The sequence below is a fragment of the Mesorhizobium sp. P3_A9 genome (assembly GCF_056402975.1).
Genome location: NZ_JBFUGJ010000157.1, coordinates 1 through 13,532, shown reverse-complemented (window position 1 = coordinate 13,532; position 13,532 = coordinate 1). Strand labels below are relative to the sequence as shown.

14 protein-coding genes and 1 pseudogene are annotated in these 13,532 nt (G+C 62.7%); 6 read left to right on the top strand and 9 right to left on the bottom strand.

The window, feature by feature from the left end; all coding sequences use genetic code 11:
* Together AC1DX0_RS20475 and AC1DX0_RS20470 are read left to right on the top strand one after the other, a co-directional pair.
* The coding region (locus AC1DX0_RS20475; RefSeq protein WP_477356620.1) for a PA0069 family radical SAM protein at positions 1-1,088 on the top strand (1,088 nt) is incomplete at its 5' end.
* 151 nt (positions 1,089-1,239) lie between these two features.
* The gene (locus AC1DX0_RS20470; protein WP_477219698.1) at positions 1,240-1,935 is read left to right on the top strand and encodes a ribonuclease HII; all 696 of its coding nucleotides are present in this window, start codon (positions 1,240-1,242) and stop codon (positions 1,933-1,935) included.
* A 94-nt stretch (positions 1,936-2,029) separates the two neighbouring features.
* Here the strand turns inward: AC1DX0_RS20470 and AC1DX0_RS20465 are convergent, their stop codons facing one another.
* The 6 genes from AC1DX0_RS20465 to AC1DX0_RS20440 form a co-directional block, all read right to left on the bottom strand.
* On the bottom strand, positions 2,030-2,521 hold the full coding sequence (locus AC1DX0_RS20465) for a F0F1 ATP synthase subunit B (RefSeq protein ID WP_477219699.1): 492 nt from the start codon (positions 2,519-2,521) through the stop codon (positions 2,030-2,032).
* Positions 2,522-2,531: 10 nt separating this feature from the next.
* Complete coding sequence (locus tag AC1DX0_RS20460; protein WP_477356618.1) at positions 2,532-3,131, bottom strand: F0F1 ATP synthase subunit B; 600 nt, start codon at positions 3,129-3,131, stop codon at positions 2,532-2,534.
* Positions 3,132-3,193: 62 nt separating this feature from the next.
* Positions 3,194-3,418: a F0F1 ATP synthase subunit C gene (locus AC1DX0_RS20455; protein WP_013896722.1), complete on the bottom strand. Its 225-nt coding sequence runs from the start codon at positions 3,416-3,418 to the stop codon at positions 3,194-3,196.
* A gap of 84 nt (positions 3,419-3,502) precedes the next feature.
* Positions 3,503-4,261: a F0F1 ATP synthase subunit A gene (locus tag AC1DX0_RS20450; protein ID WP_477356616.1), complete on the bottom strand. Its 759-nt coding sequence runs from the start codon at positions 4,259-4,261 to the stop codon at positions 3,503-3,505.
* Positions 4,262-4,345: 84 nt separating this feature from the next.
* Positions 4,346-4,753 carry an AtpZ/AtpI family protein gene (locus tag AC1DX0_RS20445; protein WP_477219702.1) on the bottom strand — a complete coding sequence of 136 codons (408 nt, stop codon included), beginning with the start codon at positions 4,751-4,753 and terminating at the stop codon, positions 4,346-4,348.
* Between the two features lie 255 nt (positions 4,754-5,008).
* Positions 5,009-6,193 carry a cell wall hydrolase gene (locus AC1DX0_RS20440; protein ID WP_477356614.1) on the bottom strand — a complete coding sequence of 395 codons (1,185 nt, stop codon included), beginning with the start codon at positions 6,191-6,193 and terminating at the stop codon, positions 5,009-5,011.
* 265 nt (positions 6,194-6,458) lie between these two features.
* Here AC1DX0_RS20440 and AC1DX0_RS20435 point away from each other — a divergent pair.
* Positions 6,459-6,938: pseudogene (locus AC1DX0_RS20435) on the top strand (acyltransferase family protein); the annotation flags it as partial.
* 22 nt (positions 6,939-6,960) lie between these two features.
* A complete protein-coding gene (locus AC1DX0_RS20430; protein WP_477219802.1) occupies positions 6,961-7,407 on the top strand; it encodes a hypothetical protein in 447 nt (148 codons plus the stop codon).
* A gap of 208 nt (positions 7,408-7,615) precedes the next feature.
* On the opposite strand, the gene AC1DX0_RS20425 is transcribed toward AC1DX0_RS20430, so the two are convergent.
* Entirely contained in the window at positions 7,616-8,965 is a 1,350-nt protein-coding gene (locus AC1DX0_RS20425) for an MFS transporter (protein ID WP_477219704.1), read from the bottom strand.
* A gap of 120 nt (positions 8,966-9,085) precedes the next feature.
* On the opposite strand from AC1DX0_RS20425, the gene AC1DX0_RS20420 reads away from it, so the two are divergent.
* A complete protein-coding gene (locus tag AC1DX0_RS20420) occupies positions 9,086-10,006 on the top strand; it encodes a LysR substrate-binding domain-containing protein (RefSeq protein WP_477219705.1) in 921 nt (306 codons plus the stop codon).
* A gap of 29 nt (positions 10,007-10,035) precedes the next feature.
* Here AC1DX0_RS20420 and der read toward each other — a convergent pair whose 3' ends face one another.
* The gene (gene der / locus AC1DX0_RS20415) at positions 10,036-11,475 is read right to left on the bottom strand and encodes a ribosome biogenesis GTPase Der (RefSeq protein WP_477356612.1); all 1,440 of its coding nucleotides are present in this window, start codon (positions 11,473-11,475) and stop codon (positions 10,036-10,038) included.
* 63 nt (positions 11,476-11,538) lie between these two features.
* Positions 11,539-12,204 (bottom strand): tetratricopeptide repeat protein, encoded by a 666-nt coding sequence (locus tag AC1DX0_RS20410; protein ID WP_477356610.1) that lies wholly within the window; start codon positions 12,202-12,204, stop codon positions 11,539-11,541.
* A gap of 240 nt (positions 12,205-12,444) precedes the next feature.
* On the opposite strand from AC1DX0_RS20410, the gene AC1DX0_RS20405 reads away from it, so the two are divergent.
* Positions 12,445-13,452 carry a polysaccharide deacetylase family protein gene (locus AC1DX0_RS20405; protein ID WP_477356608.1) on the top strand — a complete coding sequence of 336 codons (1,008 nt, stop codon included), beginning with the start codon at positions 12,445-12,447 and terminating at the stop codon, positions 13,450-13,452.
* Positions 13,453-13,532 lie beyond the last annotated feature (80 nt).

Genomic DNA, 13,532 nt, shown 5'->3' with positions numbered 1-13,532 from the left:
TGATCGAGCAGAGTGGCATGCGCATCCGTCCGGACCGCAATCGCGGCCGGTCGGCGGGCATCAATCCGTCCGGCCGCTTCGAACCCGTCAGCCGGCACGTCTTCGACGATGGCTGGAGTTCGCTGGAGGAACTGCCGCCGTTCAAGACCGAGGTGCAGGTGGAAAAGCCGCGCACCATCATCACCCGCAACGAATCGCCCGACATTTCCTTCGACCGGTCGATCAATCCCTATCGCGGTTGCGAACATGGCTGTGTCTATTGCTTCGCGCGGCCAACGCACGCCTTCATGGGCCTGTCGCCGGGCCTGGATTTCGAATCCAAGCTGTTCGCCAAGCCGGATGCGGCGCGGTTGCTCGACAAGGAGCTGTCGAAGGACGGCTACCAGCCGCGCACCATCGCCATCGGCACCAACACCGACCCCTACCAGCCGATCGARAAACAGTACCGGATCATGCGTGAGATCCTCGAAGTGCTGGAAGCCCGTGGCCATMCGGTCGGCATCGTCACCAAGTCCGCTTTGGTGACGCGCGATATCGACATATTGTCGCGCATGGCCGAACGTGGGCTGGCCAAGGTGGCGCTGTCGGTGACGACACTGGACCGCATGCTGGCGCGCACCATGGAGCCCCGTGCGTCGACACCGACAAAGCGGCTGGAGGCGATCCGGCAGCTCTCGGATGCCGGCATTCCGACTTCGGTCATGGTGGCGCCGATCATCCCAGGCCTGACCGACCAGGAAATGGAACGGATCCTCGATTCGGCGTACGCAGCCGGCGCACGCGAGGCGGGTTATGTCGTGCTGCGCCTGCCACTGGAGGTCAGCCCGATCTTCAAGGACTGGCTGCTGCGCCACTATCCCGACCGCTACCGCCACGTGATGTCGCTGATCCGCTCGATGCGCGACGGCAAGGATTACGATTCGGAATGGGGCAAGCGCATGAAGGGCGCCGGACCTTACGCCTGGCAGATCGGCCGGCGCTTCGAGATCACGGCCAAGCGGCTCGGCCTCAATGCCGAACGGCGCACGCTGCGCACCGACCAGTTCATCGCGGCTGGAAAGGACCAGGAACAGCTGATGCTGCTCTGAAAATACAATTCGCCGTGGCGGTTTGACCTGCCACGGCAAGAAATCCCGTCCGGCCTGCCCCGGCCTGCAGACGGTGCCCTCCCGGTCCGGCGCCCCACCCGACCCGGAGGGACTTGCGGAGAATCGGAGCCGATGCGAACCTCGCCGCAACATGGCTCGCGCGCGTTCCGATTCTCCGCTTCTCTTCGAAATCGTCGAGAAACCCGATTTCTCCTTCGAGACGAAGGCGATGGCCGAAGGCCTATGGCCAGTCGCCGGCATGGATGAGGCCGGTCGCGGCCCGCTCGCCGGACCGGTCGTCGCCGCAGCTGTTGTGCTCGACCCCGCCAACATCCCCGAAGGTCTCGACGATTCCAAACGGCTCAGCCATTTGCAGCGCGAGGCGCTGTTCCTGCGCATTCTTGGCTCCGCGCAGGCGGTTTCGATGGCCTCGATCAGCGCTGAAGGCATTGACGGCAGCAACATCCTCAAGGCGAGCCTCGAGGCGATGCGCCGCGCTTTGGTCGGGCTGTCGGTGCGGCCGAAGCTCGCGCTTGCCGACGGACGCGATGTGCCGCCGGGGCTGCCATGCGACGGCCGCGCGCTGATCAAGGGCGACCAGCGCTCGCAATCGATCGCCGCCGCCTCGATCGTCGCCAAGGTGATGCGCGACCGCATGATGTGCGGCTGCGGCAACCACCACGACCGCTACGGCTTCGAAGTCCATATGGGCTACGCCACCGCCCGTCACCGCACGGCGATCGAGGCGCATGGCCCGGTTGCAAGACTGCACCGCGTGTCGTTTGCGCCATTCAGGCTTGATGGCGCTGAGGTGGTTGAGGAAGAGGGCTTGGCCGGGCTGGATTGAGCGCCAGCCTTATCTCTCGGAGATTGGCGTCAACGCCCAACAAAAAAGCAGCCAGGTTGCCCGGGCGGCTTTTTGATTTCCAAATGTTGTCAGCTCAGTTGAGCTTGGCCTTCACATCCGCGAGCGATGCCTTGAACAAATCGGCTCCGGCCTTGACGTCGACCTTGGCGGCGAGCAATGCGCGGGCGGCCTCGACGGCGATGTCGACGGCGCTGGCACGGACTTCAGCGACCGCGTCACGCTCAGCCTGGCCGATCTTCTGTTCGGCAAGCGCGGTGCGCCTGGCGACATAGTCCTCGGACTTCTTGTGAGCATCGGCGGCGAGCATTTCGGCTTCGCGCTTGGCGGCCGCAACGATGTCGGCGGCCTCCTGCTCGGCTTCCTTGCGGTTCTTCTTGTACTGGCCGAGCAACTGCTGGGCCTCGTCGCGAAGCTTGCGGGCTTCATCGAGCTCACTGCTGATCCTGGCGGCGCGGGCGTCGAGAGCCTTGGCGATCAGGCCGGGCACCTTGATGTAGATGGCGACGCCCAGGAAGATGATCAGGGCAATCGTGGCCCAGAGCGTTGCGAGAGATGTAGCGTCCATGATGCGCTCCTCACCGGGCCACGGATTTGACCGCGGCCGCGATCTCGGCCTTGCTGGCCTTGCCGCCGACCAGGGCCTCGACGATCGCCGAAGCGGTGTCCTCGGCAATGCTGCCGACTTCCTTCATGGCATTGGCCTTGATGGAAGAAATGCGTGCCTCGGCCTCGCCCAGCTTCTCGTCGAGCGCCGCCTCGATCTTCTTGCGCGCGGTCTCGGCTTCMGCCTTGGCCGCRTCGKYGGCCTGCTGGCCGATCGMRTTGGCSTTSKYCTTGGCTTCCGYCAGTTCCTGCTCRTARGCAGCAACRGCGGCGTCRGCCTCGCCCTTCAACTTGCTCGCCTGRTCGAGATCCTGSSWRATGCGATCGTTGCGSACRTCGATGATGCCRCCSASGCGCGGCACCACGACCYGCTTCAGGAAGAGGTAGAACAGCCCAAAAGTGATCGCCAGCCACAGAAGCTGCGACGGGAAGGTCGCAGGATCGAACGGCGGAAATGCACCATGCGCTTCGGCAGGCACGCCGGTGGTGGAGTGCGTGTCGCCTCCGGTCGCGGCGTGGCTGGTATCGGCAGCAGGCGCGGACTCTTGCGCAAAGGCAGATGTCACGAACATGGACTATCCCCAGATATCAGGCCCGCCGCTTGCGCGGCCGGCCTGTCCAATCTTCCCAAAGCTCAGCCGAACAGAGCCAGCAGCGCGATGAGAAGCGAGAAGATGCCCAGAGCTTCGGTCACAGCGAAGCCGAAGATCAGGCGGCCGAACTGGCCGTCAGCAGCCGACGGGTTGCGCAGCGCGCCCGAGAGGTAGCTGCCGAAGATGTTGCCCAGGCCAATGCCCGCGCCACCCATGCCCAGGCAAGCGATGCCGGCGCCGATGTACTTTGCTGCTTCTGCGTCCATTTGTTCAACTCCTTTGGATCTGAAAATTCCGTTGGTATTCCATCCGGCGCCAATGTTGGAAACTTTTGGGCCGGAAACTCTTGGTCAGTGCCCAGGATGCAGGGCGTCGTTGAGATACATGCAGGTCAGCACCGCGAAGACGTAGGCCTGCAGGAAGGCGACCAGTAATTCGAGCGCCGTCAGCGCCACCGCCATGGCCAGCGGCAGGATCGAGCCCGCGATGCCGACCGCGCCGAGCGCGGAGAGGCTGACGACGAAGCCCGAAAACACCTTCAGCGTGATGTGGCCGGCAAGCATGTTGGCGAACAGACGAACCGAGAGGCTGACCGGGCGCGACACGAAGGAGATGACTTCGATCAGCACCACCAGCGGCAGCAGGAACACCGGCACGCCATGCGGCACGAACAGCTTCAGGAAACCGAGACCGTGCTTCATGAAGCCATAGACCACCACGGTTCCGATCACCAAAGCGGCGAGGCCGAAGGTGACGATGATGTGGCTGGTGATGGTGAAGAAATAGGGGAACAGGCCGAGCAGATTGGCGACCAGCACGAACATGAACAGCGAGAACACGAAGGGGAAGAACTTCATGCCCTGCGTGCCGGCGGCATCGCGCAACATGTTGCCGACGAATTCGTAGGCCATCTCGGAGATCGACTGCAACCGGCCGGGAACCAGGCTGCGCCTCGACGTCGTCAGAAACAGGAACCCCGCGGCGACAACCACGGTCGCGASCATGAACARTGCCGAATTTGTGAAGGACAGGTCRTAGCCGCCGATGTTAATCGGAASCAGCTTGATGATATGGAACTGGTGGATCGGATCGACCTTGTCAGCTGCCACGTTTTAACCCCGTCAATGCCGCGTACGGCCAAATTATCATTGCCGCATAAGGGCGGCTATTTCCAAATGCCGCCTGAAGGGCGGTCATTTCCTGTCGTCCCGGCCAGAGCGCGATTTATCGCCCTGTCCGAATTCTGCCACAACGCCCGCGGAACGCATGACATTGAGCACGCCGGCGCCGAAACCAAGCAGCAGGAAAACAATCAGACCCCACGGCGATGTCCCCGCCATACGGTCGATGATCCAGCCGATGCCGGCGCCCACCACCACGCCAGCGATAAATTCACTGGAGAGTTTGACCGCCTGGCCATATCCGGCCGCACTGCCCGCTTTCGCGTCGTCTTTCCCCTCGAGCCGGTTCGGCAGCCTTGTCGCAAGCGATGCTTCAAGTTCACGCCGACGTCGCTCAAGATCGTCGTCGCGGATGCCGGTTTCATGCTGATTGCCGCGGCCGGTTTCTCCGGTTCCGTCTGGCCCATTCTTGTCGGCCATCGCAACCCCCCTGCCCGGTCAGACCGTCACCGTCCGTCCGCTTCTAAAGTCGCCGGCAACATAGTTAGAGGGGTTGCGCCCGTCAAGCCACGGGCGGAAGTTCATTGCCATGTATTTTAGGCAATAAAATCAATCAATTAGAGAGGTGCGACATCGTGCCCGTCGCGATGATGGGGATACGTTGCGCGAATCCCCCTGGCAATGGCTCGCTGATCGAGCCTATGGCCGATGGAAAAGACCAGCGGCCGACGAACCTCAGCTCCAGCCGCCGCCATAGGTGCGGTAGAAGATATGCAGGCCGATCTTGGTCATCTTCTGCATGGTGCGCGCCCAGCCCGGATGGACATATTGGGCRTARTAATGGGTSGACGAYCCGACYTCCGGRATGAAGATCTTGCCGGCSGTGACCGCCATGGCGAYKTCCTGCGCGGTCTTGTAGKSRRCGGGGCTRTCGATGCGCTTCTTCCTGCCGTCGCARGCGAAGGAGAACTGGCARCGGTTGARCCAGYTGTCGTTTTGATAGACGACGCCGCAGATCGAATTGGGATAGGCCGGATTGCGGACGCGGTTGAGGATGACCTGGGCAACGGCAGCCTGACCGCGCACGGATTCGCTCCTCGCCTCGAAATAGATGCCATTGGCCAGGCATGCCTGTTCCTTTTTGGAGAAGACACTCTCTGGCAGCGGGTTCTGGATCCACCAATGGTCGCCCTTGGCCATCGGCGGAATGAAGCGGCCATTGTTGGGCTCTTCATCCTGAAGCAGAACTTCGAAGGGCGAGGCCTTGGCATAGTCCGGCTCGGATTGCGCATAGGCTGTCGCCAGCACATCCGGATGATCGTTGTTGACCAGGGCGGCGAGCATGGCCGGCACGCCGGGATCCGGCTTCTTGTCCTCACGCGCATGGAACGCCGCGGCGATCTGGATTTCCTTGCCTTTGATCTGCGGCTTGGCGAAAGCCATCTTCAGGTCGCCGTCCATGCTCGGCCGCATCAAGGAGGAGGTCCGCTGGAAGATCGACCCGGCGTTGAAGTTCTTCGGCGGTGCAACGGGTGACATCTGAACGATGCGGCCCTTCTTGTCGGCGCGCATCACGCGATCCTCGTCGGGCGAGCCGCTGACCTTGCCGCCCTTGCCGCGAAACGACACGTTGCCGACACCAGCCAGGTGAATGCCCGATCCGGAGATCGAGCCGGTGACGTCGGAATCGACGAACGGCATCTCGGCGGCATGGGTCGAGCCGGCGACGGATCTCTCGACATAGGAATTCCAGCGCGCGGTCGGCGATTCGAGGCCGGAAACGAGGCTGGTCATGTCCTGGTAGGCGGCGACGGTCGGGAAGCCGATCCAGATGCCGAGACCGATGATGAACGGAGATACGAAGCTGCGTTTCTTCTCACCGGCGGCGGCAACAAGCCGCTTCAACACACGTCGATGCACGGAACACTCTCCAGGAACGCCACTGACCCCACTGGAGAGCAAAATGATGCATTAACCTTGATGGGRCGTTAACGGGATCGATCGGGTTTTCTCAGTCGGCTCAAGGTCGTGGTTTCGAAGTCGGGCGGTTTTGCGGCGGGATGCGACGGAACACCCGCCGATCCGCGTTCACGGAACCGGCCTTAACCGGATATCCATATTCCAACCATCACAATGGAGCTGTTCGAAACAGCGGCCGCGCAAGCCGAGCGACGAGGCAACGGTCGTGGACACTACAACCGCAAACGGCGTGAACTCGACAGAGCCACCCGGACGCCCCCAGCTTCATAATCTGACGGCCCTGCGGGCTTTTGCGGCCCTGTCGATATTCATCCATCATCTAAAGGTGTTTGGAATCGATGCGTCTCAATCCATCCGTAACATGGATCTGGAATGCGCCGTCTCGTTCTTCTTCGTCCTGTCGGGATTCGTGTTGTCATACAGTTTCGCAGGGCGTTTCCTTGACTGGCGCGATGTAAGACACTTTGTCTTCCAGAGATTTTTCAGGCTCTGGCCCGTTCACATGCTGTGTTCCTTTGTTGCCCTGGTGACGCTTCATGAACCGGCAAGCCTTCTCACCGCATATCTGACGACGACGCTCCAGAGCTCATGGATTCCGACCTACGGCACGGCCTATGCCTACAATGGCGTTTCATGGTCGATATCGGTCGAGTTATTCTTCTACCTTCTCCTGCCGTTCATTCTGATCCTGAGGCCCAACCAGATCCATGCTGGTGGTTTGCGGCTGGACCCTTGCCGTCCTCGGCCTGCTTGCGTTCACGGTGGTTTTGCCCGGTCCGGTATTTCCGCCTTCTTCCGAACGACCGTGGCTGGATTTCTACGTTACGGACGCATCCTTCGTTCAACTTTTTCCACCTCTACGCATGGTGGAATTCCTGTCGGGGATAGCTGTCTATCAATTGTTCAGACTTCGGCGCATCCCCGCCGGCTGGTTGGCGTCCGCTCAGATTGCGGCAATCGCCTGCCTGGTGCTTTATGCCGGCGTGCATGACGAGATCACGCGGTTCTTCGCCAATCATGCATCGGTCATGGCGTCTGCAGCTTATCGCGAATATGGGATGTATCCGGTATTCGCTGCCTTGGTCTATGTTTGCGCACCAATCCGGCGTGGTGACGCGCGTTCTATCTTGCCGCCCGTTGATTTTCTGCGGTGAGATCAGTTTCGCATTTTACATGATTCATCAAATCGTCGTTTTCAACATGGCCTACAACTACGAGTTCGATAAGCACTACGGTCCAATAGCGGCCACAATTTCGGCAGCGATATTGAGCCTTGGCCTTTCGGTCATCCTCCATCGAACGGCGGAAAAACCCGCCATCGCCTGGGCCAAACTGCGGTTTCCGATGTCCAGGCGCGCACCTTCATCCCAGGCTGTGCCGTTGGCCGCCTTGGTTTGACTTGTCTGAAACTGATCGGGCTGCGACCGGCCGCAGGAAGATCGGCCACGCGATCAGCGCACAGATGGCGGCCGACAGCCAGACGCCGGACCATGACCAGAGGTGCAGCAGCCCTGGAATGGCCACCGGCACCAGGAAGAAGCCGACGAAGACGAAGGTGTTGGCAAGACTGAGCGCGGTTCCGACATGGCCGGCGCCGGCAAGCGTGGCGAGCTCGGTGTAGGCGACGCCGTGCCAGGCGGAAACCGAGATACCCGCGACAATCAGCACCAAGGGGAGGACAGCGATCAGGAAAGACTGGCCGCCAGGCATGGCGGGGCTGGCCAGGACCATCAGCCAAAGCACAGCGAAGGCCAACCCGCTGAGCGCACTGCATGCGCGCAAAAACTGGCGGCGATTGCCATGGCGGTCGGTAAAGCGGCCGCTCCAGACGCGCATGACCATGGCGCCGACCTGCACCGCGGCGAGGCTCGCGCTCATCGCTGCCGTCCCCAAACCGGCGAAGTCGTGCAGGAACACCGACGCGAAAGTGAGCACCGCCACCTGCGGGAAGCAGAGCAGGCCGATGGCGGTTGCGATGCGCCAGACCTCGATGTTGCGCAGCGGCGCTGGTCCGGCCACATCAGGCGAAACGACGTGAGCCGCTGCCGGCGGCTCATGCAGCCAACGCCAGGCAAACAGGGCGGAAAGAGCTGAGGCGCCCGCCAGCAGCCCGAACACCGCGGAAAAGCCGAAAGCCAGCGCAAGCGACGGCAGGACAAGCGCGCCGAGGCCGCCGCCAAGCGGCACCGCCGTCTGCCTTATGCTCATGGCAAAGCCGCGCTCGCTTTCCCGGAACCAGCCCATGATGGCACGGCCGCTCGAGCCGTTGACACTGCCGCCGAGCAGTCCCGTAACGAGCAGGCTCGCCGACAGCAGCATGACATCGGGGATGCCTGACCTTGTCGGCACGACGAGCATGGCCATGGCAAGGAGCCAGGCGGCCGTCGCGCCAAGCCCGATCAGAAGCACCCGGCGATCCCCCCAGCGATCGGTGAGCAGSCCCCAKGGCAGTTCGCTGAGCGCAACGCCCAAGCCGAGAAGCCCGAGCGCCAGACCAAGCTCGGCATTGCTCAGGTGATAGCCCTGACGAAGCACCACCGCCGTTGCCGGTATGCCGGCGAACGTGGCTGAAAAACCAGCGTTCGCGGCGACGCCTATGCCCAGGACCTTCCAGCGATGGCCGGGACTGAATACCCTCTCGGCAGGACCGGCAGCCTTGTCTTTCAGGATTTGTGTTGGCTGTTGGTCGGCGCAGTCGACGATGGCGGACATGATTTCATTCCCGTGGTGGTCCGGTGGTCCAGACCTTGACGCCATCTCTCTATCGCCATAAATCCATCCTTAAAATCAGGAAGTTTTTGACTATCGATCCTGAAAAGTAGGACATTTGCTATGCAACGCGTGACATTCGACCTCGACGTTCTCCGCAGTTTCGTCACCGGYATGGAGCTCGGCAGCTTYGCCAAGGCCGCCGACCGGCTYGGCCGSTCGACCTCGGCGGTSAGCGCGCAGTTGAAGAAACTGGAAGAACAGGCGGCGACGCCGATCTTTCGCAAAGCGGGGCGCGGCCTGGCCTTGACGGAGGCCGGTGAGACCATGCTCGGCTATGCACGCCGGCTGCTCGAATTGAATGACGAGGCGGCGGCGGCCATCCATGATGTCGAGCTGGAAGGATGGGTGCGGCTCGGCCTGCAGGAGGATTTCGGCGAAGCTGTATTGCCCGATGTGCTCGGCCGCTTCGCCCGCGCCCACCCGAAGGTCAAGATCGAGGCCAGGATCGGGCGCAGCCACGATCTCGCCGAAAGGGTGATGTCAGGTAGCCTCGACATCGCACTCGCCTGGCACAGCGGCCAGACGCTGCCCTACAGCGAACACATCGCCGATGTCCCGATGCGCTGGATCGGCCCGGCCAAGCGCATCGAGACCAGCCTGTGCGACGGCCAGCCGCTGCCGCTGGTGGCGCTTGAGGCGCCATGCCTGTTGCGCACGGTGGCGACGGAAACGCTCGACCGCGCCGGCCTGCCTTGGCGCATGGCCTTCTCCAGCCCGAGCCTGGGCGGCATCTGGGCGGCCGTCGCGGCTGGTCTAGGGCTGACGATCCGCACCGACATCGGCCTGCCGGCCAGTGTCAACGCGATGACGCCGGAGATTGCCGGTCTGCCGGCGCTGCCCAAAATGGCGTTGTACCTGCATAAGAGGGATGCCGAACCCGGGCCGGTGGCGGCCCGCCTCGCCGACATATTGCTGGATGCGGCGCGGCAGGCATTGCCCAACAAGGCGCGGACCAATGCCGGCTTGCGTGCCGTGGCCTGATCGGACGAACGCCAGATGGCCGCCGATACTCAGCCGCGCTTCTTGGCCCGGCCGGCGAACGGGTTGTCCGAGGTGCGTAGCGCGATGCGGATCGGCACGCCCGGTATGTCGAAGGCTTCGCGCAGGCTGTTGGAGAGATAGCGCACATAGGATTGCGGCATCGCATCCGGCCGCGAGCACTGGACAACAAAACCCGGCGGCCGCGTCTTGGCCTGSGTGACGTATTTGACCTTCAGCCGGCGSCCSGCAACGGCGGGCGGCGGATGATGCGCCAGTATGGCTTCGAGCCAGCGGTTGAGCTTGCCGGTCGAGACGCGGCTGTTCCAGACCTTGTGSGTCCTSAKSACSGCRTCCATCAGCTTGTCGAGRCCGCGYCCGGTCTCGGCMGAGACCGKCACSGCCTGGATGCCGCGSCMCTGCGGCAGCAGCCGCTCGGTCTTCTCGCGCAGTTCCGCCAGCAGYTCCTGCGGRTKRTCGATCAGRTCCCATTTGTTGAAGGCGATSACCGGCGCSCKGCCCTCRCGGATGATCAGGTCGGCGATCTGCAGATCCTGCTTCTCGAASGGGATGGTGGCATCGAGCACGATGACGACGATCTCGGCGAAACGGATGGCGCGCAAGCCATCCTGCACCGACATCACTTCGAGCTTCTCGTGAATCCTGGCCTTGCGGCGCATGCCGGCCGTATCGAACAGTTTCAGGCGGCGGCCATGCCAATCCCAATCGACCGAAATCGAATCGCGGGTGATGCCGGCTTCCGGTCCGGTCAAAAGCCGCTCCTCGCCGATCAGCGCGTTGATCAGCGTCGACTTGCCGGCGTTCGGGCGGCCGACGACGGCGATGCGCATCGGCTTGGTGTCGTCGTAGCTATGCACATCCTCGGCGTCCGGATCGGCAATGTCCTCGCCGATCAGCACCTCGGTGGTGGCGATCTCGTCGTCTTCGCCCTCTTCCTCTTCACCGAAGGCACGCGCCTCGCCGAGCGCTGCAATGACCGCATCGCGCAGATCGGGCATGCCCTGGCCATGTTCGGCGGAAACCGGGATCGGCTCGCCCAGCCCGAGTTCCCAGGCCTCCAGCATGCCGCCCTGCGCGCCCTTGGCCTCGGCCTTGTTGGCGACCAGCACGACCGGCTTGCCGGATTTGCGCACGATCTCGGCGAAGGTCCTGTCGTCGGGCAGCAGGCCGGACTTGGCATCGATGGTGAAGAAGATCAGGTCGGCTTCGCGGATGGCGATCTCGGTCTGCGCGCGCATGCGGCCCGGCAAGGTCGAAGCACCGGCGTCCTCGAAACCGGCGGTGTCGATGACATCGAAATGCAGGTCGTAGAGCTTAGCGGCATGGACGCGACGATCGCGGGTGACACCCGGCGTGTCGTCGACAAGCGCCAGCTTCCTTCCCACCAGCCGATTGAAAAGGGTCGATTTGCCGACGTTAGGTCTGCCGATGATGGCGACTTTGAAGGTCATACGGTCCTACAATCATGCATGTCGTTGTCCCAAAACCGTTGCACACTTTTGGGCGACATGCATTTACGACGCATTGCCCGAGCCGCGGATCAGCTCGGACATCAGCGTTGCCCGCTCGCGGGTGTTGCGTGGGGCGCCGTCATCGGCGGCGATCTGGTCGAACAGTTTCAGCGCGTCCTGGGTCTTGCCTTCCTTCCAGGCGGCAAGGCCGAGCGCCTCGCGCGCCGTGTGGCGAAGCGTGTTGGTGTCCGATGTCAGCGCCTCGACGCGGCTGGACACGTCGGCGAAMGAGCCRTGATCGACRAGCAGGAGYGCTGCCCGGAGCCGCGCCATATCGCGAATGCCCTGGGGAATGGCGGTGTCGGCGGCGACGTCGTCGAAATCCTTGACGGCAGCGGCGGTGTCGCCCTTGCTCGCCTTGACGGTGGCGGCACGCATGCGGGCAAGCAGCGGATAGGCGCCGTAGCCGTCCTTCTCCAGTTGATCGAGCGCGGCCAACGCATCGTCGTTCTTGCCGTCATTGGCAAGCTTCAAGGCCTGCGAGAAGGCATCGCCGGAGCGGTTGGCGCGCGTCTCGTCCCAATAGCGATAGCCGACGAAAGCGGCGGTGCCGAGCACCACGAGGATCGCAATGACAAGCAAGGCCGGGCCGAAACGGTCCCAAAGCTTCTGCGCCTGCTCGCGACGCATCTCKTCGTTGACTTCRCGGATAAAACTGTCGTCGGACATCAATCAAAACCAATTTTGCCCCGGGCCGGGGCGGTTCATGAGCCCGCGTTTTAGCGAAATTTTGTCGGCATGGAAGGGGTTCAAGCGGAAAATCGCCTAATCCCCAGGTGCAAACGGATGTTTGCCCCGGGGTCAAGCCGATGTTTGCCCCGGGGCAAACGGATGAAAGGGCCAACCGCACCCACGCCACATTTCGGGGATAGCYGGCTTGCTGACCGTCAGGAGCCCGTAAGTTTGCCGATGCCTTGTTTGTCTCGCGTTGCTGCGTTTTCGCTTGCCTCGCTCGCCACCGCAGGCGTGGCCCTGGCCGATCCGCCCGCGCCACCAATGCCGGCAAAGCCCAAGCAGGTGGTCATCATCTCCTTCGACAGCGCCCGCGACATCTCGCAGTGGAAACGCAGCCGCGCGCTGGCGCAGCGCACCGGCGCGCATTTCACCTATTTTCTCTCCTGCGTCTTCCTGCTGTCGCCGGAGACACGCATGGAATACACCGCGCCCGGCAAAACAGCCGGGAAATCGAACATCGGCTTTGCCGCCTCAAAACAGGAAGTCGCCGAGCGGCTGGAACAGATTGGCCTTGCCGCGCACGAGGGGCACGACATCGCCAGCCACGCCTGCGGCCATTTCGACGGCAAGGATTGGAGCAAGGCCGAGTGGCTGAAGGAGTTCGCCTCCTTCGAGCACATTCTTGAGAACGCCTATGCGATCAACGGCATTGTGCCGGAACCGCAGGGCTGGCGCGATTTCGCCAGGCATGCGGTGGTCGGTTTCCGCGCACCCTATCTGTCGACAAGCAAGGCGCTTTACGAAGCGCTGCCGGCCGCCGGCTACCAGTTCGACGCCAGCGGCGTTTCACAGGGGCCTGCCCAGCCGCCGACCGTTGGCGGCATCACACGCTTTTCCCTGCCGCAGATTCCGGAAGGACCGAAATCCAGGCCGGTGATCGCCATGGAYTACAATCTCTWTRTCMGSCATTCCGGCGGCTTCGAGCGGCCGAGCAAGGCGGACGAGTTCGCGGACCGGACCTATCAGGCGTTTCGCACTGCCTTCGACGCGCAGTATCAAGGCAAGCGSATTCCKCTGGAACTCGGYTTYCAYTTCACGCTGATGAAYRACGGCGCSTACTGGRACGCGCTGGAGCGCTTCGCCGGCGAGGTCTGCGTCAAATCAGATGTCGAATGCATCAGTTTTCGCGATTATGTCGCGCGGCAGGATGGCGGCCAGAAGCAGGCCTCGGTTGGCGGCTGAGCCGCCAACCCGGTTCGCATCAAGTTTTTCTTAGGCCGGATCTTCGGCACCCTGCCTTGCCAGGTAACGCTGGTCGATAT